Here is a 20,103-nt window from a genome sequence, read left to right as displayed (position 1 = left end):
CAGGCAGGGGGCGAGGGTGGCGGGCCCGGAAGGTCGTATCGGGCGTCCGAGGCAGCGAACCGACACCAGGCGGCGGACCGGGCCGGGCACGGACCGGGCCGGGCACGGCGAATGCGCGGCAAGCTCGAGTGCCGGGAGCGCGTCGTTCGGCGCGGTTCGCACGTCGCACGAGGCGGAGGGAACAACGCGCGCCGGACGGCACGGCGCACGACGCGATGCAGTGCGTGCGACGACGGCGCGAATCTGCGGATCAGGGACGTCACTCGGCAGCATCGGGATTATCAGCGCCGAACCCCAGTTCACCGCCCATATCCAAATTGCCGATAATCTACATTATGTTAACTGGAGTGGAACCGGACCTCCTCCGGACAGGTGCGGCAGGGCGTCCGAGGCGTTCGGAGATCCCTGGTTCGCCCCGGATCGATGCGATGGGCCCCACCTGTCACTCGGCCTCTGGCTCGAGTCCGGCTCACCTCCGGACTGCGACCGGCCTGCCCGCGCCCGTGCCGGATCGAGCCGCCGATCCGCTCGACGCGCGTTCGGCTGCTCATGCATCGGGTGCCATGCCGCAGCGACGCGCACACTGCACCGACCCACGGTTCACCGATGCGGCGTTGCGGCAGCACCGTGTGGTCGTCGCGTGCGCGTTGCGCGCCGCAGATCGCGCGGACGATACGCATGTTGGTGGCGCGGGATCATCCCGTCCCCCGGGGTGCTGCGACCACCGATCGCCCCTTCTCGCCTCTTCCACATTTGATGGATAATCACCGTTATCCATGAATCGTGTTGGCTGCCAAAGAATTTCACGCACACAGAGGTGAACGGTTCCATTGTGCCCCGCGCATGTCCCCTGCACAGCCGATCCGGTCCCGATCTCCTCGAACCTCGAGGGCGAGCCCGATCTCCGCACCGCATCCCACCGACACCAGCGCATGCCTTCCACCCCACTATGTGCCTGGGTCGGCACGATTCAGGGGCCCCTTCTCCCCTGTCCGCCCGTCTCGTCAGCCGTGATGGCGCCGGTACGCGGCCACCGCTCCCGGATGCAGCGGGACATCGGCGGTGACGATCAGCGATTGCCGGTCGAGGAACTGGCTGCCGGTGGCCTGAGCCGGCACGAGTTCGGAGGCGTGGTCGACGAGCAGATCGACCAGTGCGGCGGCGGCCTCGTCCGACACCGAGGCTCCGGCGAGCAGGAGGTTGCCCAAGCCGATGGTGGCGACGGCGTCCGGCTGCCCGTACGTGCCGGGCTGGATGAGCACCGGTTCGTAACGCGAACCGAATCGCGCCCGCAGCGGTTCGAGGAGCACGGACAGATCGATCAGCCGTAGCGACACACCCAGGTTCGCAAACGACGGGGTAGGAACACCACCCGCCCACAGCACCGCGTCGATCTCGCCGTCCACCAGCGCGCGACCGGCGTCGGCCATCGACAGGTGCACCCGGGTGACGGCTCCCGGCTCGGCGAGCCCGGCGACGGCGAGGATGCGTTCGCCGGTGAATTCGGCACCCGATCCGGGAGCGCCGAGGCTGATCCGTGCGCCCCGCAACTGGGCGATCTTCCGGATCGGTGAGTCTGCACGCACGGCCAACTGCATGTAGTTCTCGTAGACCCGCCCGATCGCCGTGAACTGCGCGCCCTCGTCGTGGGCCCGCACCGCGACGTCGGTAAGGGTCAGCGCCAGCTCCGCGTCCCCCGCCGTCAGCGTGGCGAGATTGGTGACCGACCCCGGCGTGCGTTCCGGCACTATCGCGATGGGCAGGCCCGCCCGGTCGGCGGCGGCCGCGGTGAGTTCGGCGAACTCCCAGAAGAACCCACCCTCCTCCCCTGCCGCCAGGATCAGTTCCTCACTCTCTCCGGTGCGCGTGCAGCCGGCGACGGCTCCGCCCACCGCCAGCAGCGCGACGGACCGCAGGAGATCGCGGCGGGTGATCATGATGCCTCCGCGCGGGAGTCGGCGGGCAGGGTCAGGGTGACGGCCAGTCCGTGCGGGTCGGCGGCGGCGAGGTCGAGGGTGCCGCCGCCGGTCTCGACGAGCGCGACCGCGATGGACAGCCCGAGGCCGGTGCCGGGCCCGTCGGCTCCGGACCCGCGGAAGAACCGGGAGGTGAGGGCGCCGAGCTCATCGGGTGCGACTCCGGCGCCGTCGTCCTCGACGCGGATCCGGATGGTCCCGTCGTGGTGTCGGGTGGTGATGCGGACCCCGGTGGCCGCGCGGGCGTACTTGCTCGCGTTGCTGAGCAGCACATCGAGCACCTGGGCGAGATGGTCGGCGGAGAAACAGGCGTGCAGGCGCGGCCCGGTCGGTTCGTCCACGGTGACGGTCATGCCGGCCTCGGCGAGGGCCTCGGACCAGGCGTCGACGCGGTCGGCGACGACGGCGCCGACATCGCACCCGTCGTGTCCTTCGGTTCCCGCTGTGTCGGTGGGTGATTCGGCGGTGGCGAGGGCGAGCAGGCCGTCGAGGATGCCGCCGAGCCGGTCGACTTCGACGGCCGTGCGCCGGTAGGTCTCCGCGCCGGCGGCGGCGACGTGCGGTTCGAGGGAGTCGAGTCGGATGTGCAGGGCGGCGAGCGGGTTCCGGAGTTGGTGCGCGGTGTCGGCGATGAGTTGCTTCTGGGCGCGGGTGGACGTGCGGACGGCTTCGGACATGGTGTCGAAGGCCTGCGTGAGTTCCCGGACCTCCGGTGGGCCGTGGTACCGGACCGAGACGGTGGTGTCGCCGGTGCGGGAGCGTGGATGCAGTGCCGGGACGCTGTCGGTGAGCGCGGCGACCCGCGCGGTGAGCGCGGTGAGCGGACGGACTGTCCACCGCGACAGGGCGGTCGCGAGGATCGTGACGAGCACGAGGGCCGCTGCCGCGCCGGTGACGATGAGCAGCCACGAGGTGCGGATGTCGTGGCGGGCGGCGTCGGTGGACACGTCGACGACGACGGCTCCTTCGACCTGGGCGCCGGTACCCACCGGCACGGCGAGCAGTACCCGGTGCGGGGACCACGGGGTCAGCGGACCGCCGATGCCCTGTTTCTGGTTGCGCAGACCGGCGGTGATCGCCTCCGGCACACCGGGGTCGGTCGGGGTCAGGCCCGCGCTCGCGCGGGGTGCGCCGCGCGCGTCGACGATGAGCACGCCCTCGTCGTAGAGCCGGTGGTAGCGGGTCACCTCCTCGTCGAGCAGGGCGGTGCTGCCGGGGGCGCGCGTCTGGACGGCGAGGGTGGCGAAGTGGTGGGCGTCGGCTTCCCGGTTCGCTCCCAGGACGGCGGTACGGCCGGCGCTGGTGGCGAGGGCGAGCGGGACGGCGAAGGCGACGACGGCGACGGTCGCGAAGACGAGCAGCACCGCCAGGACCCGCCGGTGCATGTCAGCCGCCCCACCGGTAGCCGTAGCCGCGGATGGTGGAGATGAGTCCGGGGCGGGCGAGTTTGGCGCGCAGCCCGGTCATGTGCACGTCGAGCGACCGGGAGATCGCCACATACGCGTCGCCCCACACGGCGTCCATGAGTTGTTGGCGGCTGACCGCGGCGCCGGGGCGGGCGACGAGGACGGCGAGCAGGTCGAATTCCTTCGGGGTGAGGGTGACCGGTTCGCCGCCCACCTCGACTTCGCGGGCATCGAGGTCGACGACGACGTCGCCGGCGCGGACGATGCGGGAGGACTCGGACAGCGCGCGGCGCCGTTGGGTGACGACGTCCACGCGGGCGAGCAGTTCGGCCAGGCGGGCCGGTTTGACGAGGTAGTCGTCGGCGCCGCCGCGCAGGCCGCGTACCACCGAGCGTTCGTCGCCGCGCGCGGTGAGGATCACGACGGGGACGTCGTTGACGGCCCGCAGTTGCCGGAGCACCTGCAGGCCGTCGGCGTCGGGCAGGCCGAGGTCGAGGATGACGACGTCGAGGTCGCGGTGTCCGAGGAGCAGGTCGGCGCCGCGCCGCATGCGGATCGGCCGGTGGCCGTGGGAGGTGAGGGCTTCGACGAGGGCGTCGCCGACGCCGTCGTCGTCCTCGACCACCGCGATCTGCACGTGGGTCCCTTTCGATCAGTGCCGCGAGGTGGCCAGGTCGGCGTGCTCGTCGGGGGTGCTCGTGCGGTCGGTGCTCGTGCGGTCCAGGGGTGATCCGTCGGAGGTCTCCCGCATGAAGAAGTACACGACGAGCGAGACGGCGATGCAGCCGGTCACGTAGTAGAAGAATAGCGATTCGTGGCCGGCGCGCTTGAGCGCGAGTGCGACGGTTTCGACGGTGCCGCCGAAGATCGCCAGGGTCAGCGCGTAGGGCAGGCCGACGCCGAGCGCGCGGACCTTGGTGGGGAACAGTTCGGTCTTCACGATGGCGTTGACCGAGGTGTAGCCGGTGACGACGGTCAGGCCGAGCATCATCAACCCGAACGCGATCAGCGGGTTCGTGGTGCTGCCGAGGATCGTCATCAGCGGGACGGTGAGCACGGTGCCGCCGACCCCGAAGAAGATGAGTAGTTTGCGGCGGCCGATGCGGTCCGACAGGGCCCCGCCGATGGGTTGCAGGACGATGAACACCAGCAGGGCGGCGAAGTTGATCCAGGCGACGGTGTCCTTGGAGATGCCGGAGGTGTTGATCATGTATTTCTGCATGTAGGTGGTGTAGGTGTAGAACGCCACGCAACCGCCGAGGGTCAGCGCGCACACCAGTAGGCATTCGCGGGGGTACTGCAGCAGCATCCGGATGCCGCCCTGCTCGGGCGTGCCCTCCGGCCGGTCGGTGGCGCTCTTGGCCGCGACTTCCTCGGTGAACGCTTCGGATTCGTCCATGGTGCGGCGCAGCCACATCACGGCGACGGCGGCGACGGCGCCGATGACGAACGGGATGCGCCAGCCCCACGCCTGCATGGCCTCGGCGGAGAGGGTGAGCTGCAGGACGATCTGGACGCCGAGGGCGATGAGCTGTCCGGCGACGAGGGTGACGTACTGGAAGCTCGAGTAGAACCCGCGGCGTCCGGGTGAGGCGACCTCGGCGAGATAGGTGGCGCTGGTGGCGTATTCACCACCGACGGACAGTCCCTGCATCATGCGGGCGAGGACGAGAAGAAGGGGTGCGGCGAGTCCGATGGTCGCGTAGGCCGGGGTGACGGCGATGATGAGGGAGCCGACGGCCATGACGGTGACCGACAGGGTCAGCGCCGAGCGCCGTCCGCGCCGGTCGGCGTAGCGGCCCATGATCCAGCCGCCGATCGGTCGCATGAGGAATCCCACGGCGAAGATCGCTGCGGTGGACAGCAGTTGGGCGGTGGGGTCGCCTTCGGGGAAGAATTCCTTCGCGAAGTAGACGCTGAACGCGGCGTAGACGTACCAGTCGTACCACTCGATCAGGTTGCCGACCGAGCCTTTCAACACGTTGCCGATGACTCGGCGTTCGCCCGTCGAGGTGGTGCTCACCCGGGACTCCTTTCGCTGCGTGGATCTGTGCGCTCCCCACAGTGGTTCGGGTCACAGTGGTTGCGGAAGGGTCTGTGGCGGTTCCTAACACTCCCTTAGGAATGTGGTCGGACGGGTGGGATCGGCGTGGCGCGCGGAGTGCCGATCCCCCGCTGTGCCGGTCGGAGGTTCTACGGTGATCGACGTGACGATCCCCGCATCGAGTTATCTGTTCCAGGCCCGGACGTTCGTGAGCGGTTCCCGTAAGTGGCGGTTCGAGGCGGCGTTGGCGACCGCGCGGGTCTGCGAGCGGTTCGAGCGGCCGTACCCGAAGTCGGTGCGGACGCTGGCGCACACCGCGTACGACATGTTGCGGATGGATGCGCCGGAGGTCGCTGCCGAGTTCGGGCCGCCGCCGTTCTGACCCTGGTGCTCACGCGACCCGGGTGCCCGGTGCCTCCGGTGGCCGGTACTGTGCAGCACAACTCGATCACGATGTCTGCGCGGCGAGGAGGGGCCGATGAACCCTGCTGTATGGCTGACACCCGGCCAGTTGGCGGACCGTTCCGGGGTGGCGGTCTCGGCGCTGCACTACTACGAGTCGCGTGGTCTGATCACCAGTCGCCGCACCTCGGGCAATCAACGGCGTTATCGTCGCGACACGCTGCGCAAGGTCGCGTTCATCAAGGTCGCGCAGGGTGTGGGGGTGTCCCTGGACGAGATCAAGGAGGCGTTCGATTCGTTGCCGGACAGTCGTGTGCCGACGACGGAGGACTGGGCGCGGCTGTCGCGGGCGTGGCACGACCGGCTGACCCGCCGCATCGAGGATCTCACCGCGTTGCGCGACAGTTTCACCGATTGCATCGGCTGCGGTTGTCTGAGTTTGGCGTCGTGTCCGCTCGCGAATCCCGGTGACGTGCTCGGGCAGCAGGGTCCGGGTCCGCGTCGGCTACCGGTGCACGACGACGATCCGCCGGTGGAGGCGGCGCCGCGCGCGGAGTCGTCCGGCTGAGGTCATGCGGTCAGGTGCGCGCGGCTTCGATCTGCTGCACGAACCGGGCGGTGGCGTCGGCGACGTCGCGGGGATGGGAACGCGGCGACCAGTGCCCGGCGTCGAGCGGGTGGATGCGCAGGTCGGTGACCCAGCGGGAGGTGTCCTCGTAGCCCACGGGGCGTACCGCGCGGTCGCGCAGGTTCTGGATCAGCTGGACCGGGACGTCGGTGCGCCGCTCGCGGGGTCGGGTGAGACGCGCGCGGATGTTCGCCCGGTACAGGGACAGTCCGTGCACCATGTCATCGGCGAGGGTGGGGGCGACCGGTGCGATCGCGGTGGGATCGATGCGGTCGAAGAACCCGACGAAGGCCGGCCAGTGGTGGGCGAGCGGGCCGCGCAGCACCGGATTCGGCAGAGCGGGGATCTGGAAGGCGAGGGTGTAGGCGGAGGCGAGAGCCTGTTCGGCGGGGCCGAGTGGGCGTTTCTGTCGGAGACGACGGCGCATCCACAGGCCGAGATGGTCGAGGTTGGGGCCGGAGATCGAGGTGTAGGAGGCGATGCGATCGCCGGCGTCGGGTTCGCATACCGCTTCCCAGCACAGCACCGCGCCCCAGTCGTGGCCGAGTAGGTGGACCGGTTCGTTCGGGGCGAGGGCGTCGATGACGGCGTGCAGGTCGGCGGCGAGGTGCTCGAGCCGGTAGTGCGCCACCGCGCGGGGCACGGTGGAGGCGCCGGCGCCGCGGTTGTCGTAGCGCAGGATGCGGAAGTCGTCGGCGAGCAGGGGTGCGACGCGGTCCCACAGGGCGTGGGTGTCGGGCCAGCCGTGGACGAGGACGAGCGTCGGGCCGTGCGGGTTGCCTTCTTCGACGACGTGGAGTCGGATAGGCCCGTTGGGGACGGTGTGGGTGGTCATGGTTGTCCTGTGGTCATGGTTGTCCGGGCGTCTCGGGGGCCGGGGGGTGGTCGCCGGTGGGTCGGGTGAAGAGCGTGCGGCGGCGCAGGCTGCTGGCGATGGCGAAGAGGGATTCGGAGACGGAGGTGGGCCGGCCGTGGCGGCGCTGGACGAGATGTCCGAGGGCGGACAGCAGTCCGGCGCCGAGGGGGACGGCGAGGACGAACAGGATCCGATGTCGGAGTGGGCTGCCGCGCAGCATCGACATGGGAGGCCTCCTTCGATACCGGCCACTGTATTTGTGACCAACGGTAACACTATTTCCGGTGATGGGAACCACTCCTGATGTTTCGCGACGGTCCCGCGCGTGCATCCCTCCCGAAGGCGACAAGGGATGGGACAGCGCATGAGAGTTCTCGTGATCGGTGCCTCCGGCTACGTCGGCAGCCGGGTCGTCCCCGCCTTCCTCGCTATCGGCTGCACCGTGCGCGCCGCCGCTCGGAACCCGACGGCCTTGCGACGCTTCTGGTGGCACGACCAGCTTGAGACCGCGCAGGTGGACGTCACCGCCGCGCACACTCTCCCACCGGCGCTCGACGATGTCGACGTCGTGGTCTATCTCGTGCACGGGATGCGCTCGGCGCACTTCCGGGACCTCGACCTGGCAGCGGCCCGCACCGTCCGGCACGCGGTCGATGCCTCTCCGGTGACGCGTGTCGTCTACGTCTCCGGGTTCGTCCCCGAGTGTGCGCCGGACGCGCTGTCCGAGCATCTGCTCTCGCGCTGGGAGGTCGAGCAGGAACTGTCCCGCTCCCGCCGCACGGTGATCACGCTGCGAGCCGGGATGGTGCTCGGCTCCGGGTCGACGAGCTTCGAGGTGCTCGGCCAACTCGCGGGGCGCCTACCCGTCACCGTGGTACCCGACTGGATGGACTCGCGGGTCGAGCCGATCGCGGTCGTCGACCTGGTCGCCGCAGTGCTCGGGGCGGCCGTCGCGGACACTCCCACGGACTCGTTCGATGTGGGCTGCGGACAGTCGCTGCATTATCCCGAGTTGCTCCGCCTCTACGGGCAGGTCACCGGCATGCCGCGCGCCCAGGTCACCGTCGCCGGATTGCCGGGCGCGGTGATCGGCCGGTTCGGCTCGTGGTTGACGGAGGTGCCGTCGGGAACCGTGGCGGCGTTGATGGAGAGCCTGCGGCACGACATGACGGCCCGCGATCGTCGGTGGATCGGCCGCCTGGCCCCGGCTGCTCATCGGCCGTTGGGGATCGTGCAGGCGCTGCAGCGCGCAGTGCTGCCCGCCGATGTGAGTGTGCCGTGCGCGCAGCGGGACCCGATGGGCGCGCTGCCCGGGGATCCGGAGTGGGCGGTCGCCGCGGCGGAGGCGCGCCGATACTCTGCCGTGGGGATCCCCCCGCGCCGCCGTCCGTCGGTGTAGCTTCACGACATGCCCCGTCCGGATCCGGCGTCACCGAACGATTCCCGCAGGCGGCACGAGGACCGCGAACCGCACACCGCCGGGTTGGCGAGCAGACTCAACTGGTTGCGGGCGGGTGTTCTCGGCGCGAACGACGGCATCGTCTCGACCGCGGGACTGGTCGTCGGTGTGGCGGCCGCGACGACGAACGAGGCGGCGATCCTCACCGCCGGTGTGGCCGGGCTGGCCGCGGGGGCGGTGTCGATGGCGCTGGGCGAGTACGTGTCGGTGAGTACGCAACGCGACACCGAGCGCGCGGCGCTGTACACGGAAGGTCGTGAGCTCGCCGCCATGCCGGAGGCCGAACTCGACGAACTCGCCGCCCTGCTCGAGGGCAAGGGATTGTCGGCGGTCACGGCGCGTGCCGCGGCGGAGGAGTTGACGGCGCGGGATCCGCTGGCCGCGCATGCCGAGGTGGAGTTGGGGATCGATCCGACCGAACTGGCGAATCCGTGGGTGGCGGCGTTGTCGTCGGCCGTGTCGTTCACCCTGGGGGCGCTGGTGCCGCTGCTGATGGTGGTGTCGGTGCCCGACACGGTGCGGATCCCGGTGACGTTCGTGGCGGTGTTGTGTGCGCTGGCGGCGACGGGATCGATCAGTGCGTGGCTCGGCCGGGCCCGGCGGGGTCGGGCGGTGATGCGGGTGGTGTTCGGTGGTGCGCTCGCGATGGTAGTGACCTACGGAGTCGGCCAGTTGTTCGACACCGTCATGTAACGGGGCGCAAGCGCGGCGTCCCCGCTCCGCGGGCCGTGCCGGTCCGCGAGGCGGGGTGTACCGAGCGGTGCGTCAGTCGACCGGGCCGAGCGCGGGAGCGGTCACGAAGCTCAGCGCGTCGTTGCCGGCGAGATGGTTGTCGATGATGCGCTCGATGGCCTGCCGCCATTCCTCCCGCACCGTCCCGGCGTCGTCGCCGGCATCGAGTCTCTGCAGGATGTTGTGCTGCGCAACGTGATAGGCCATGGGCGTGTCGATGTCGAAGGTCGGTAATGCCATGGCCCAGCACCCTACGTCCGAACCACCTGTGGCCCAAACCTCCGGTTCCGGCCGTGCACAACGGCCGGATCCGAACCCACCCCCGATCCATACCATCGGATAATCGACTATCCGATGGTATGTTCCGGGGATGGCATCGGTTGACGTCGCGTCCGGCTGGCCCGCGGTCACCTACGAACAGCACCCGTGGGTGAGCAGCGATGCCTACGGCTCGCGGCGGGAGAAACGCCTGACCACCGGCCCCTACCGCGCCGCGGTCCCCCCGCTCATCGCCCACCGGCCCCTCCCGCTCGACGGCGAACTGCAGGCCCTCACCGAGGAAGCCGCGACGGAACTGACCCGCTTCGATGTCGAGGTCGGGCATATCACCGCCCCGTTCGCCTCCATCCTGCTGCGCACCGAGAGCGCGTCGAGTTCGGAGATCGAGAACCTCTCCAGCGGGGCGCGGCAGATCGCGCTCGCCGAACTCGGCGAACACGCCTCCCGCAACGCTCGCCTGATCGTCGGCAACGTGCGGGCGATGCGCGCGGCGCTCGAATTGTCCGATGCGATCGACGCCGCCGCGATCCTGCGGATGCACCACGCGCTGCTCGAGTACGACGATCCGACCATCGCGGGACGGTGGCGCACCCAGCAGGTGTGGATCGGCGGGGGCAGCCTGGGCCCGCACACCGCGCAGTTCGTGCCCCCGCACTACGCGCGGGTGCCCGAGCTGATCGACGATCTGGTGGCCTTCGCCCACCGGGTGGATCTGCCGGTGGTCGCGCAGATCGCGGTCGCGCACGCGCAGTTCGAGACCATCCACCCGTTCCCGGACGGCAACGGCCGGGTGGGTCGCGCGCTGATCCAGGCGATGTTGCGCGGCGGGCAGCTCACCCGCAGTGTCGCCGTGCCGGTCTCGGCGGGCCTGTTGCACAACACCGGGGAGTACTTCGATGCGCTCGGCGCCTACCGCGCCGGGGACATCGGGCCGATCGTGCACTCGATCGTCGACGCGTCGTTCGCGGCGGTCGCCAACGGCCGCACGCTCGTCGCCGATCTCGAGGCGGTACGCGAGCTGTGGCGGTCCCGGGTGACGGCGCGGCGGGATTCGGCAGTGCACCGGCTCTCGGACGTACTGCTGCGCCAGCCGGTGATCGACAACCGGTCGGCCGCCGCGGCCTTGTCGGTGACCGGCGCCAACGCGCAGATCGCCATCGATCGGCTGGTGGACGCGGGGATCCTCACGCAGATCACCGAGGGGCGCCGCAATCGCATCTGGCAGGCCAAGGATGTGGTGCGGGTGCTCGACGAGTTCGCCGCGCGCGCCAAACGCCGCCGCGACTGACCTCCTCGGTATCGATCGCCCCGGCGACGGTCGGTTCGGGGTCGATCAGCCCGGGATGTCGCGCGGGTCGTGACCGTAGGTGTTGCGTTCGCCGATCGTCCCGTCGAGGTTGTGGACAAGGTGTTCGACCTTGCGGCGGCGCGCCTCGTCGCGGCCGGCGGCGACGGCCTCCTCGCGGGTGGGATAGGTGCCGAGCAGGTCGCTCGAGCCCTCGATGCGGTTGTGCCAGGATCCGTCCTGGTGGAACGTCTCGACATCGCCTGCGGGCATGGGGTGCTCCTCTCCACGAACGGCCGGTTGTCCATCGCGTACCCGGCGCCGGTCTCCCCGAATCCGGACGCGGTCTCTGCTGTCCCGTCGGTCCCTGCTGTCACACTGGACTCGCACATCTGTACGAGCGGATCTTCACGGGAGGGGCATCGTGGCGGGCAGCGCGACCGAGCCGGGATTGTCGGACTGGATCGGGTCGTATCTGGAGACCTTGCAGACCGCGAAACGGTCTCCGCACACCATCAAGGCCTACCGGCTCGACCTGCACGCGGTGCGCGCGCATCTCGCCGCGACCTGCGCGGTGCCGCAGGACGCGCTGACGCTCGGGGACGTGACGGTACGCGGGCTGCGGTCGGCATTCGCGGCGTTCGCCGCCGAGCGGCAACCGGCGTCGGTGCGCCGCGCCTGGTCGGTGTGGAACAACTTCTGCAACTTCCTCGTCTCCGAAGGGGTGTCGGAAGGCAACCCGATGGCCTCGATCGCGCAGCCCAAGAAACCACAGCACACCCCGAAGGCGTTCTCCCCCACCGCGATCAACCAACTCGTCGACACCGTCACCGTGGAGGCGCAACGCCCCGCGGAGTCGGCGCGGGACTGGCCGCAACGCGATCTCGCGCTCATCGCGACCCTGCTGCTCACCGGGATCCGCTCCGACGAGTTGATCCGGCTCGATGTGGGCAGCATCCTCGGTGGCTGCCGGGCACCGGTGCTGCGGGTGCTCGGCAAGGGCGCGATCGAACGGGAGATCCCCCTCGAAGACAGCTGGACGGCGATCGTCACCGCCTATCTCGAGGAACGCTACGCCCGCTTCCCCGCCGCGCGGCGCCGCACCCGCGACCGCGACGAGTTGCCCGTGTGGGAGCGGCACGACCCGGCCGACCCGCTGTTCGTCGGCGCGGACGGCAAACGCATCACCCGCGGCACCCTGCAGTACCGGGTGCGGCGCATCTACCGCCGCGCGGGTATCGAGTCCGAACGCAAACGCGGTGCGCTCGCCCACGCGCTGCGGCACACCTTCGCGACGAGCCTGGCCGACAGCGGCGCAACGATGGTCGAGTTGCAGCAGCTGCTCGGGCACCGGTCGTTGCAGACCGTGCAGGTGTACACCTCGGCGACCAACGATGCGGTGCGGCACGCCGCCCGGCACAACCCCGTCTACGGGCTGCTCGGGTCGCTCGGCGACGGGCCGGGCTAGCTCGTCGGTTGCGCTGTGGGCGGGCGCGGCAACTGCAAGACTGGGGACAAGATCCATCCGGCAACGTGAAGGAGCATCCATGAGCGTCGAGCAGACCGAACCCCGCCGTCATCGTGTGGTCGTGATCGGATCCGGTTTCGGTGGGCTGTTCGGGACCCAGGCCCTGGCTCGTGCCGATGTGGACGTCACGCTCGTGGCGCGCACCACCCATCACTTGTTCCAGCCGTTGCTGTACCAGGTGGCCACGGGCATCCTGTCGGTCGGCGACATCGCCCCCGCGACCCGCATGGTGCTGCGCAAACAGAAGAACGCGCAGGTGCTGCTCGGGGACGTCGAGAGGATCGACCTGGAGAACCGGACGGTGACCTCCCGGTTCCTCGAGCGCTACACCACCACGCCCTTCGACAGTCTCATCGTCGCCGCCGGCGCCGGCCAGTCCTACTTCGGCAACGACCAGTTCGCCGAGTTCGCGCCGGGCATGAAGACCATCGACGACGCCCTCGAGCTGCGCGGCCGGATCCTCGGGGCGTTCGAGCAGGCCGAACTGTCCCACGATCACGACGAACGCGCCCGGTTGCTGACCTTCGTGGTGGTCGGTGCCGGTCCGACCGGGGTGGAGCTGGCCGGGCAGATCGCCGAGCTCTCACGCCGCACCCTCAAGGGCACCTTCCGCAACATCGATCCGACCGAGGCGCGGGTGGTGCTGCTCGACGGCGCCTCCGATGTGTTGCCGGTCTACGGCGGCAAACTCAGCCGCAAGGCCCGTAACACCCTCGAGCGGCTCGGGGTGGAGATCCAGCTCGGCGCGATGGTCACCGATGTCGACGCCGACGGTCTCGTCGTCAAGGAGAAGGACGGTTCGCAGCGGCGCATCGAGTCGCAGTGCAAGGTGTGGTCGGCGGGCGTGTCGGCCAGTCCGCTCGGCAAGCAGCTCGCCGAGCAGTCCGGGGCGCAGGTCGACCGGGCGGGGCGGGTGGAGGTGCTGCCGGATCTGACATTGCCGGGGCATCCGAACGTGTTCGTCATCGGCGACATGATGTCGCTGAACAAGCTGCCCGGTCTGGCGCAGGTGGCGATGCAGGGCGGCAAGTACGCGGCCCGGCAGATCATCGCCTCCCTCGACGGCGCCGACCCGACCCATCGGGAACCGTTCAAGTATTTCGACAAGGGCAGCATGGCGACCATCTCGCGGTTCAGTGCGGTCGCGAAGGTCGGCAAACTCGAGATCAGCGGGTTCCTCGGCTGGGTGGCGTGGTTGTTCATCCACCTGCTGTATCTGGTGGGGTTCTCGTCGAAGCTGTCGACGCTGTTGTCGTGGGCGCAGGCGTTCTTCTCCACCGGCCGCAACGAGATGGCCGCGACCGAGCAGCAGGTGTTCGCGCGGATCGCGCTCGAGCACATGCGCGCGGACGAACCCGACGGCGACTCGCAGAACGGCGAGAGCGCGACGAAGGGCGGGGACCGCTCCGCACAGGCGCCGGCCGGGCAGGGCCGCGGCGGGACGCAGGCTGCGGGCTGACCGTCGGCGGCTCCGGCCGGGCGCGGTGTCCCGGCCGGAGCCGCCCGGCTACAGGGTCAGTGCCCGATGCGGTCCGCGTTCGTGATGTTCGCCAGGCGCACCTGTCCCTGCGCGACGAGACGGTCCTGCTCGTCGACGATCTCCACCCGCCACACCTGCTGGGTGCGGCCGCGGTGGACCGGGGTGCCGGTCGCGGTGAGGACCCCTTCGCGGGTGGCGCGGAGGAAGTCGGTGTTGTTGTTGACCCCGACGACGTTGCCCTTGTCCCCCAACCAGTTGGCGCCGGCGACGCTGGCGACGGTCTCGATCACCGCGCAGTACACCCCGCCGTGCACGATGCCGTAGGGCTGGTGCTGCGTGGGGGTGATCGTCCACCGGGCTCGCGCGAGATCGGGGCCGAGTTCGACGAACTCGAGGCCGAGGGCAGTGTTGAAGCCGGTGTCGTTGACGGCGTTGATCGCCTGCACGTCGTGCTGGGCCGGGGCGGAGGTGGACTGGTCGCTCATACGGGCTTCCCTTGTTCGTGCGTGGTCTCGACCGGCCGCCGGGACAGGTGGCCGTCGAACGATGGTAGGACATGGCGGTTTTCGGCCGGCCCACCTCCGACCGTGGCAAGCGGGGTGGTCACTGCAGGGTCACCAGCAGCGCGTAGGCGACGATCGAGTGGCCGTCGGGGATCGGCCCGAACCGGTGCACGGTCCGCGGGCCCTCGTACTCGACGCCGTACCAACCCGCGTCCGCGGTCGGAATCCTCCTGGTTCGTTGGATCACCGGATGCCGTTCGGCGACCCGGGCGCGCCCGTGCGGTCGGATGCGGTACAGCATCCACAGATAGCGGTCCCACACCAGATGCCCCGTGAGCACGACGTCACCGAGGGTGTCGAGCTGCGGTGGCAGCACGGTGGTGAAGCCGTGACCGAGATGGGCGAGCAGCTCGACCCGATCGTCGACGGTGATCTGCTCGACCCGGGCGGGCACGTGCCGCGCGAGTTCGCGGATGCAGTCGCTCGCGCCCGGTGTGATCCAGGAGGTGGTCGGTTCACACACCTGGCCGGGAGCAGGCGGGTCGGGCCACGGTTCGAGGTCTTCGATCATCCACAGGGTGGTCATCTCTCGGTGCTTCCCAGGACACGGTCGAGAAGATGCTCGACGAGGTCGAGCGGTGTCCGTGAGGTCGAGTATCCCTGCAGCATGCCCTGCGCCAGTCCCCCCGCTGCCATGACGACGAGATCGGCGCCCGCTTCCGGATCACCGGCGTCCTCGCCGGTGCGTGTCCGCCGGAGTTGGTCGGCGACGATGGTCGCCAGGGCGCGCGGCGCCGCGAAGGTGTCCTCGGCGGTGATGCCCCCCGCCGGTGATCGCAGACCATCCGAACGCGCCGAGCACCAGGGTCTCCTCGCGTCGTTGCTCGTCGAGGGGCAGCAGTCCCGTCAGGACCGCGCGGATCGCCTCACGGGGGGTGGCGTCGGGGCCGAGTTCGCTCCGGCGTCGTGTGAAGCGGGCACCGGCGTCGTCCATGACCGAATTGCCGTGCACGCCGGGCGCGGGGTGCTCCGGACACACGACGGCGGGCCCCACATGGATGTGAGGCCCGCCGCGGGAAGGGACCGGGAGTCACTGCAGCCCTCAGGACTCCGCTGCGGTCCGGCAGTCGGAACGGATTCGATTATAGGGAAGGCTGCCCTAATCCGGCAAGGCCTCGGACGGGATAGCCGGCGGCGACGAAGGCGTCGAGCAATGCCTGACCGCGGCGCGCGGCGGTACGGCGGGAGGCACCACCGAGCACGGGTAGCTGGGCGGCGCCGGTGACGACGGTGCGCCCGACGATCGCCCAGAAGCGGTTCCGGTCGAGCGGGACGAGGGACCGCAGCGCGAGATGGACGGCATCGAGCGCGGTCGCGGCGCGGTGCGCGGTCCACACTGCCATCGCCTGCTCGCACGGCAGCACCACCACGTCGCGTTCCCCGACGGCGCGGTCCTCGGGCAGCACCCGCAGGGTGTCGTCGGCGAGACCGGCCCAGTCGATGCAGCCGTCGCTGTCCTGGTGCAGCCACAGATTGTCCAGACCCGGATCCCAGACGCGGCCCTCGAGGGCGTAGGGGGCGAGGACGCGGCCGACCACGGCGTGGATGAGGGCGCCGGCGACCTGCTCGACGGCGATGCGCGGGTCCTCGGTGTCGAGCAGGGCACGGTCGTAGAGCGCCTCGATGCGCTGCTGGCGTTCACCGCCGCCGAGGAACCACCAGCGGCGGCGGGGTTCTTCGTCGATACAGGCCACCGCATACACGCGCGGGGCTCCCGCAGCGAGTGCGCGCAGCCGAGCGCGCGTGTCCTCGAACGGGCGGACGGGTGCCGCCGTGGGCGGCAGCAGCAGCGTCGTCATCCGACACCTCCTGATCGACGGTGAATCTTGATTAGGTAAGCCTAACCATTGCATCCGGGGGTGGTGTGCGCAACCCCATCCCCTACTCCCGTCGGCACATAGGATTCCGTAACCTAACTCCGAAGGCCTTCGCGTTCCCCACGATCCGCGACGACCCGAACCGCACCACCGCCTTCCCGAGGAGCACCCCGCGCCCGTGACCGTCACCCCCCACGCCCCACCGGACGCCGACCCGACCGCCCCGCCCCGCCCGGGACGCCGGATCGCCGCCGTCCTGTGCGACCTCGCGCTCCTCGCCATCCCCCTGCTCATCGGTGCCCTCGTCGTCGACACCCTCGCCGACGCCAACGGCGGCGGCCAGACCGACCGCATCGTCTTCGGCGGCGCCGCCCTGGCCGCCGCCGCCGGACTGCTGTGGTGGAACCACGGCTACCGCGCCGGCCGCACCGGCCAAAGTCTGGGCCTGCAGTGGACCGGGCTCGTGCTGCGCGACCGCGCCACCACCGGACCGGCCGGCACCCGCCGTGCCCTGCTGCGCCGCGGCACCGAGATCGTCACCGAACGCCACGCCCGCCACGACGAGTTCACCCCGCGCCCCACCGACGGCAACGTCGCCGCCCTGCGCCGCCGGCGCCTGCTCGGCCTGGCCGCGCTGCTCGTACTGCTGGTGCTCGGCGCGCTCGCCAGCATCGCCGTCGGCGCCCGCCCGATGACCTTCGCGGAGGTCTTCCACGCCCTCGTCGTCAACGACGGCTCCGAAACCGACGTGATCGTGCATTCGCTGCGCATCCCCCGCACCCTGCTCGCGCTGCTGGTCGGCACCGCGCTCGGCGTCGCCGGCGCACTGATCCAGGGGCACACCCGCAACCCGCTCGCCGACGCCGGTCTGCTCGGCATCAACGCCGGCGCCGCCTTCCTGGTGGTGCTGTCGATCTACCTGTTCGGGCTCTCCACCCCGGCGCAGTATCTGTGGTTCGCCTTCGCCGGGTCCGCGCTCGCCAGCATCGTGGTGTTCGGATTCGCGTCCATCGGCAACGGCGGCTCGAGTCCGCTCAGTCTCGCGTTGGCGGGCGCGGCGGTGGCGTTCTTCCTGCAGGCGATGATCCAGACCATCGTGCTGCTCGACCAGACCAGCCTCGACGGCTACCGCTTCTGGGTGGTCGGCTCCGTCGCCGGCCGCGGCATGGACGTCTTCTGGCAGGTGTTGCCGTTCATCGTCGTCGGACTGCTCATCGCGCTCGCCTCCACCCCGGCCCTGAACCTGCTCAGCCTCGGCGAGGACGTCGCCCGCTCGCTCGGCACCAACGTCGTCACCACCCGGGTGATCGGCATCGCCGCGATCACCGTGCTCACCGGCGCCGCCACCGCCGCCTGCGGACCCATCGCCTTCGTCGGATTGATCGTCCCGCACATCGCCCGCGCGGTCACCGGCCCCGACTACCGCTGGCTCGTGCCCTATGCCGGGCTGCTCGGCGGGGCACTGCTCGTCCTCGCCGACGTCGTCGGCCGCATCGTGGTGCGCCCCGGCGAACTGCAGGTCGGCATCGTGCTCGCCCTCATCGGCGCCCCCTTCTTCATCGCCCTCGTCCGTCGCCGGAAGCTGGTGGCCTTGTGAACGACACCCCCACCCCGTCCCTCGACACGAACGAGCCGACGACGGACAAGCGCCGCTCACCCGTGCACGTCTCCACCCGCGTCCCGGGCCGGCCCGCCTTCCGGCTCGGCTCCGTCTCCGTCGTCTGGCGTGCCCGCATGGTCATCGTGTGCGCACTGATCGTCGTCGCCACCGCGGTGCTGCTGTCGATCTCCCTCGGCCGCGGCGACTACCCGCTCAGCCCCCTGCAGGTCGTCGAGGTGCTCCTCGGCGGCGGGGAACGCCTCGACCGGTTCATCGTCTTCGACCTGCGCCTGCCGCGCGGTGTCGCCGCCGTGGTCGTCGGCGCCGCCCTCGCGGTCTCCGGCGCCATCACCCAATCGGTGTCCCGCAACGCCCTGGCCAGCCCCGACATCCTCGGCATCACCGCCGGCGCCTCCGCTGCCGCCGTGGCCCTGATCGTCGTCACCAGCGGCGGTTCCATCGTCGGACTGCTCGCCACCCTCGGATTGCCGATGTCGGCGCTGCTCGGCGCGCTGCTCACCGCCACGGTCATCTATCTGCTGGCCTGGCGGCGCGGCGCCGACGGCTTCCGGCTCGTGCTCATCGGCATCGGCATCAACGCCATGCTCATCGCCCTGACCCAGTGGATGCTCGTCTCCGCCGACATCAACGACGTCAGCCGCGCCCAGGTGTGGCTGACCGGCTCGCTCAACGGTGTCTCCTGGAGTCAGGTGGTGCCCGCCGCGATCGCGCTGCTGCTCGTCGGCGGCTGGGCCGCGACCGCCTCCTTCACCGTCGGGGCGCTGCGCCTCGGCGACGACACCGCCCGCTCCCTCGGCGTGAAGCTGCAGACCCAGCAGGCGCTGCTGCTCGTCGCGGCGTGCGCGCTCGCCGCCGTCGCCACCGCCGCCGCCGGCCCCATCGGCTTCGTCGCCCTCGCCGCCCCGCAGATCGCCCTGCGCCTCGTCGGCTCGGCGGGCAGCCCGATCATCGCCTCCGCCCTGACCGGGGCGCTGTTCGTCGTCGCCGCCGACCTCATCGCCCGCACCATCCTGCCGGTGCCGCTGCCCGTCGGCCTGGTCACCTCCGCACTCGGCGGCCCCTTCCTGCTGTACCTGCTGGTGCGTTCCAACCGAAAGGTCTCCCGATGACCGACACCCATCTGCCTGCCGTCCCGGCCCCCGGCCCGATCGAGCATGCGGCGCCGCGACTGGTCGCCGAGCACATCAGCCTCGGCTACGGCGAACGGCTCATCGTCGACGACCTGGACCTGTCCATCCCCACCGGGGTCGTCACCACCGTCATCGGCCCTAACGGCTGCGGCAAATCCACCCTGCTGCGCGCGCTGAGCCGGCTGCTCAAGCCCCGCACCGGCACCGTGCTGCTCGACGGGCACGACATCACCACCATGCGCACCCGCGAGGTCGCCCGGGTGCTCGGCATGCTGCCGCAGGCCCCCGTCGCGCCCGAAGGGCTCACCGTCGCCGATCTGGTCTCCCGCGGCCGGCACCCGCACCAGTCGTGGTTCCGGCAGTGGTCCTCCGACGACGAGGACGAGGTCGCCATCGCCCTCGAACGTACCGGCATCGCCGACCTCGCCGACCGGCCCATCGACGAACTGTCCGGCGGGCAACGGCAACGCGCCTGGATCTCCATGGCGCTCGCACAGGGCACCGACATCCTGCTGCTCGACGAACCGACCACCTATCTCGACCTGGCGCACTCGGTGGAGGTCCTCGACCTCGTCGACCGGCTGCACAGCGAACTCGGTCGCACCGTGGTGATGGTGCTGCACGACCTGAACCTCGCCGTGCGCTACAGCGACCACCTCGTGGTGATGAAAGACGGCCGCGTCGTCGCCTCCGGGGTGCCCTCGGAGGTGATCTCCGTGGAACTGCTGCGCGAGGTGTTCGACCTCGACGCCTCGGTCATCGACGATCCGGTGTCCGACCGGCCGCTGATCGTGCCCATCGGCACCCGCCACGTCTACGGCGCCGCCGGAGGTCCCCACCGGAGGTGACGATGGTCCCACCGCAGGTCAGAACCTACGACTGGGGGTAGTACGCACA

The 20,103-nt window shown here is 70.4% G+C and carries 22 protein-coding genes; 10 read left to right on the top strand and 12 right to left on the bottom strand.

Annotated elements, in window-relative coordinates; genetic code table 11:
* Window positions 1–1,004: 1,004 nt before the first annotated feature.
* The 4 genes from BLV31_RS13255 to BLV31_RS13240 are packed head-to-tail and all read right to left on the bottom strand — an operon-like array spanning window position 1,005 to window position 5,405.
* The gene (locus BLV31_RS13255; RefSeq protein ID WP_064061656.1) at window positions 1,005–1,937 is read right to left on the bottom strand and encodes a TAXI family TRAP transporter solute-binding subunit; all 933 of its coding nucleotides are present in this window, start codon (window positions 1,935–1,937) and stop codon (window positions 1,005–1,007) included.
* On the bottom strand, window positions 1,934–3,361 hold the full coding sequence (locus BLV31_RS13250) for a sensor histidine kinase (protein WP_064061655.1): 1,428 nt from the start codon (window positions 3,359–3,361) through the stop codon (window positions 1,934–1,936). Before BLV31_RS13250 ends, BLV31_RS13255 begins: the two co-directional genes overlap by 4 nt.
* Before the next feature lies 1 nt (window position 3,362).
* On the bottom strand, window positions 3,363–4,019 hold the full coding sequence (locus BLV31_RS13245) for a response regulator transcription factor (protein WP_006552782.1): 657 nt from the start codon (window positions 4,017–4,019) through the stop codon (window positions 3,363–3,365).
* Between the two features lie 15 nt (window positions 4,020–4,034).
* Complete coding sequence (locus BLV31_RS13240) at window positions 4,035–5,405, bottom strand: MFS transporter (RefSeq protein WP_064061654.1); 1,371 nt, start codon at window positions 5,403–5,405, stop codon at window positions 4,035–4,037.
* A 184-nt stretch (window positions 5,406–5,589) separates the two neighbouring features.
* On the opposite strand from BLV31_RS13240, the gene BLV31_RS13235 reads away from it, so the two are divergent.
* Entirely contained in the window at window positions 5,590–5,808 is a 219-nt protein-coding gene (locus tag BLV31_RS13235; RefSeq protein ID WP_230826497.1) for a hypothetical protein, read from the top strand.
* A gap of 96 nt (window positions 5,809–5,904) precedes the next feature.
* Window positions 5,905–6,396 carry a redox-sensitive transcriptional activator SoxR gene (gene soxR, locus BLV31_RS13230; RefSeq protein WP_064061652.1) on the top strand — a complete coding sequence of 164 codons (492 nt, stop codon included), beginning with the start codon at window positions 5,905–5,907 and terminating at the stop codon, window positions 6,394–6,396.
* Between the two features lie 10 nt (window positions 6,397–6,406).
* Here the strand turns inward: soxR and BLV31_RS13225 are convergent, their stop codons facing one another.
* Together BLV31_RS13225 and BLV31_RS13220 are read right to left on the bottom strand one after the other, a co-directional pair.
* Entirely contained in the window at window positions 6,407–7,291 is an 885-nt protein-coding gene (locus BLV31_RS13225) for an alpha/beta fold hydrolase (RefSeq protein WP_064061651.1), read from the bottom strand.
* Window positions 7,292–7,304: 13 nt separating this feature from the next.
* Window positions 7,305–7,538: a hypothetical protein gene (locus BLV31_RS13220; RefSeq protein WP_019289588.1), complete on the bottom strand. Its 234-nt coding sequence runs from the start codon at window positions 7,536–7,538 to the stop codon at window positions 7,305–7,307.
* 138 nt (window positions 7,539–7,676) lie between these two features.
* Between BLV31_RS13220 and BLV31_RS13215 the strand changes: the two genes are divergently transcribed.
* Entirely contained in the window at window positions 7,677–8,711 is a 1,035-nt protein-coding gene (locus tag BLV31_RS13215) for an NAD(P)H-binding protein (RefSeq protein ID WP_064061659.1), read from the top strand.
* A 9-nt stretch (window positions 8,712–8,720) separates the two neighbouring features.
* The gene (locus BLV31_RS13210) at window positions 8,721–9,464 is read left to right on the top strand and encodes a VIT1/CCC1 transporter family protein (protein ID WP_064061650.1); all 744 of its coding nucleotides are present in this window, start codon (window positions 8,721–8,723) and stop codon (window positions 9,462–9,464) included.
* A gap of 72 nt (window positions 9,465–9,536) precedes the next feature.
* On the opposite strand, the gene BLV31_RS13205 is transcribed toward BLV31_RS13210, so the two are convergent.
* On the bottom strand, window positions 9,537–9,743 hold the full coding sequence (locus BLV31_RS13205) for a hypothetical protein (RefSeq protein WP_006552774.1): 207 nt from the start codon (window positions 9,741–9,743) through the stop codon (window positions 9,537–9,539).
* 130 nt (window positions 9,744–9,873) lie between these two features.
* On the opposite strand from BLV31_RS13205, the gene BLV31_RS13200 reads away from it, so the two are divergent.
* On the top strand, window positions 9,874–11,070 hold the full coding sequence (locus BLV31_RS13200; protein ID WP_064061649.1) for a Fic family protein: 1,197 nt from the start codon (window positions 9,874–9,876) through the stop codon (window positions 11,068–11,070).
* A gap of 45 nt (window positions 11,071–11,115) precedes the next feature.
* Here the strand turns inward: BLV31_RS13200 and BLV31_RS13195 are convergent, their stop codons facing one another.
* Window positions 11,116–11,340, bottom strand: a complete 225-nt coding sequence (locus tag BLV31_RS13195; protein WP_024101088.1) for a DUF2188 domain-containing protein — start codon at window positions 11,338–11,340, stop codon at window positions 11,116–11,118.
* Window positions 11,341–11,491: 151 nt separating this feature from the next.
* Between BLV31_RS13195 and BLV31_RS13190 the strand changes: the two genes are divergently transcribed.
* Window positions 11,492–12,535, top strand: coding sequence for a tyrosine-type recombinase/integrase (locus BLV31_RS13190; protein ID WP_064061648.1), 1,044 nt, complete (start codon window positions 11,492–11,494; stop codon window positions 12,533–12,535).
* Window positions 12,536–12,614: 79 nt separating this feature from the next.
* Entirely contained in the window at window positions 12,615–14,054 is a 1,440-nt protein-coding gene (locus BLV31_RS13185; protein WP_024101090.1) for an NAD(P)/FAD-dependent oxidoreductase, read from the top strand.
* Window positions 14,055–14,110: 56 nt separating this feature from the next.
* Here BLV31_RS13185 and BLV31_RS13180 read toward each other — a convergent pair whose 3' ends face one another.
* The 4 genes from BLV31_RS13180 to BLV31_RS13165 all read right to left on the bottom strand — a co-directional run bounded on the left by BLV31_RS13180 (window position 14,111) and on the right by BLV31_RS13165 (window position 16,437).
* On the bottom strand, window positions 14,111–14,560 hold the full coding sequence (locus tag BLV31_RS13180) for a PaaI family thioesterase (protein WP_006552769.1): 450 nt from the start codon (window positions 14,558–14,560) through the stop codon (window positions 14,111–14,113).
* A gap of 118 nt (window positions 14,561–14,678) precedes the next feature.
* Window positions 14,679–15,164 (bottom strand): hypothetical protein, encoded by a 486-nt coding sequence (locus BLV31_RS13175; RefSeq protein WP_072740587.1) that lies wholly within the window; start codon window positions 15,162–15,164, stop codon window positions 14,679–14,681.
* A 138-nt stretch (window positions 15,165–15,302) separates the two neighbouring features.
* Entirely contained in the window at window positions 15,303–15,572 is a 270-nt protein-coding gene (locus tag BLV31_RS13170; RefSeq protein WP_139192951.1) for a hypothetical protein, read from the bottom strand.
* Window positions 15,573–15,720: 148 nt separating this feature from the next.
* Window positions 15,721–16,437, bottom strand: coding sequence for a hypothetical protein (locus tag BLV31_RS13165; protein ID WP_006552766.1), 717 nt, complete (start codon window positions 16,435–16,437; stop codon window positions 15,721–15,723).
* A 196-nt stretch (window positions 16,438–16,633) separates the two neighbouring features.
* On the opposite strand from BLV31_RS13165, the gene BLV31_RS13160 reads away from it, so the two are divergent.
* Genes BLV31_RS13160 through BLV31_RS13150 form a run of 3 tightly spaced genes read left to right on the top strand, consistent with a single transcriptional unit; the run spans window position 16,634 to window position 20,054 of the window.
* The gene (locus tag BLV31_RS13160; protein WP_024101093.1) at window positions 16,634–18,052 is read left to right on the top strand and encodes a FecCD family ABC transporter permease; all 1,419 of its coding nucleotides are present in this window, start codon (window positions 16,634–16,636) and stop codon (window positions 18,050–18,052) included.
* Complete coding sequence (locus tag BLV31_RS13155) at window positions 18,049–19,185, top strand: FecCD family ABC transporter permease (protein WP_064062112.1); 1,137 nt, start codon at window positions 18,049–18,051, stop codon at window positions 19,183–19,185. The genes BLV31_RS13160 and BLV31_RS13155 overlap by 4 nt, the downstream gene beginning before the upstream one ends.
* The gene (locus tag BLV31_RS13150; protein ID WP_006552763.1) at window positions 19,182–20,054 is read left to right on the top strand and encodes an ABC transporter ATP-binding protein; all 873 of its coding nucleotides are present in this window, start codon (window positions 19,182–19,184) and stop codon (window positions 20,052–20,054) included. Before BLV31_RS13155 ends, BLV31_RS13150 begins: the two co-directional genes overlap by 4 nt.
* Window positions 20,055–20,103 lie beyond the last annotated feature (49 nt).

This window comes from Rhodococcus pyridinivorans, assembly GCF_900105195.1.
Taxonomy (GTDB): domain Bacteria; phylum Actinomycetota; class Actinomycetes; order Mycobacteriales; family Mycobacteriaceae; genus Rhodococcus; species Rhodococcus pyridinivorans.
Note: the sequence above shows the minus strand (reverse complement) of the source record. Positions and strands in the feature narration are given on the sequence as shown.

Coding starts and splice junctions, on each gene's coding strand:
- BLV31_RS13255 (WP_064061656.1), bottom strand. CDS start 1,937: ATGATCACCCGCCGCGATCTCCTGCGGTCCGTCGCGCTGCTGGCGGTG.
- BLV31_RS13250 (WP_064061655.1), bottom strand. CDS start 3,361: ATGCACCGGCGGGTCCTGGCGGTGCTGCTCGTCTTCGCGACCGTCGCC.
- soxR (WP_064061652.1), top strand. CDS start 5,905: ATGAACCCTGCTGTATGGCTGACACCCGGCCAGTTGGCGGACCGTTCC.
- BLV31_RS13225 (WP_064061651.1), bottom strand. CDS start 7,291: ATGACCACCCACACCGTCCCCAACGGGCCTATCCGACTCCACGTCGTC.
- BLV31_RS13220 (WP_019289588.1), bottom strand. CDS start 7,538: ATGTCGATGCTGCGCGGCAGCCCACTCCGACATCGGATCCTGTTCGTC.
- BLV31_RS13215 (WP_064061659.1), top strand. CDS start 7,677: ATGAGAGTTCTCGTGATCGGTGCCTCCGGCTACGTCGGCAGCCGGGTC.
- BLV31_RS13210 (WP_064061650.1), top strand. CDS start 8,721: ATGCCCCGTCCGGATCCGGCGTCACCGAACGATTCCCGCAGGCGGCAC.
- BLV31_RS13205 (WP_006552774.1), bottom strand. CDS start 9,743: ATGGCATTACCGACCTTCGACATCGACACGCCCATGGCCTATCACGTT.
- BLV31_RS13200 (WP_064061649.1), top strand. CDS start 9,874: ATGGCATCGGTTGACGTCGCGTCCGGCTGGCCCGCGGTCACCTACGAA.
- BLV31_RS13195 (WP_024101088.1), bottom strand. CDS start 11,340: ATGCCCGCAGGCGATGTCGAGACGTTCCACCAGGACGGATCCTGGCAC.
- BLV31_RS13185 (WP_024101090.1), top strand. CDS start 12,615: ATGAGCGTCGAGCAGACCGAACCCCGCCGTCATCGTGTGGTCGTGATC.
- BLV31_RS13180 (WP_006552769.1), bottom strand. CDS start 14,560: ATGAGCGACCAGTCCACCTCCGCCCCGGCCCAGCACGACGTGCAGGCG.
- BLV31_RS13175 (WP_072740587.1), bottom strand. CDS start 15,164: ATGACCACCCTGTGGATGATCGAAGACCTCGAACCGTGGCCCGACCCG.
- BLV31_RS13170 (WP_139192951.1), bottom strand. CDS start 15,572: ATGGACGACGCCGGTGCCCGCTTCACACGACGCCGGAGCGAACTCGGC.
- BLV31_RS13165 (WP_006552766.1), bottom strand. CDS start 16,437: ATGACGACGCTGCTGCTGCCGCCCACGGCGGCACCCGTCCGCCCGTTC.
- BLV31_RS13150 (WP_006552763.1), top strand. CDS start 19,182: ATGACCGACACCCATCTGCCTGCCGTCCCGGCCCCCGGCCCGATCGAG.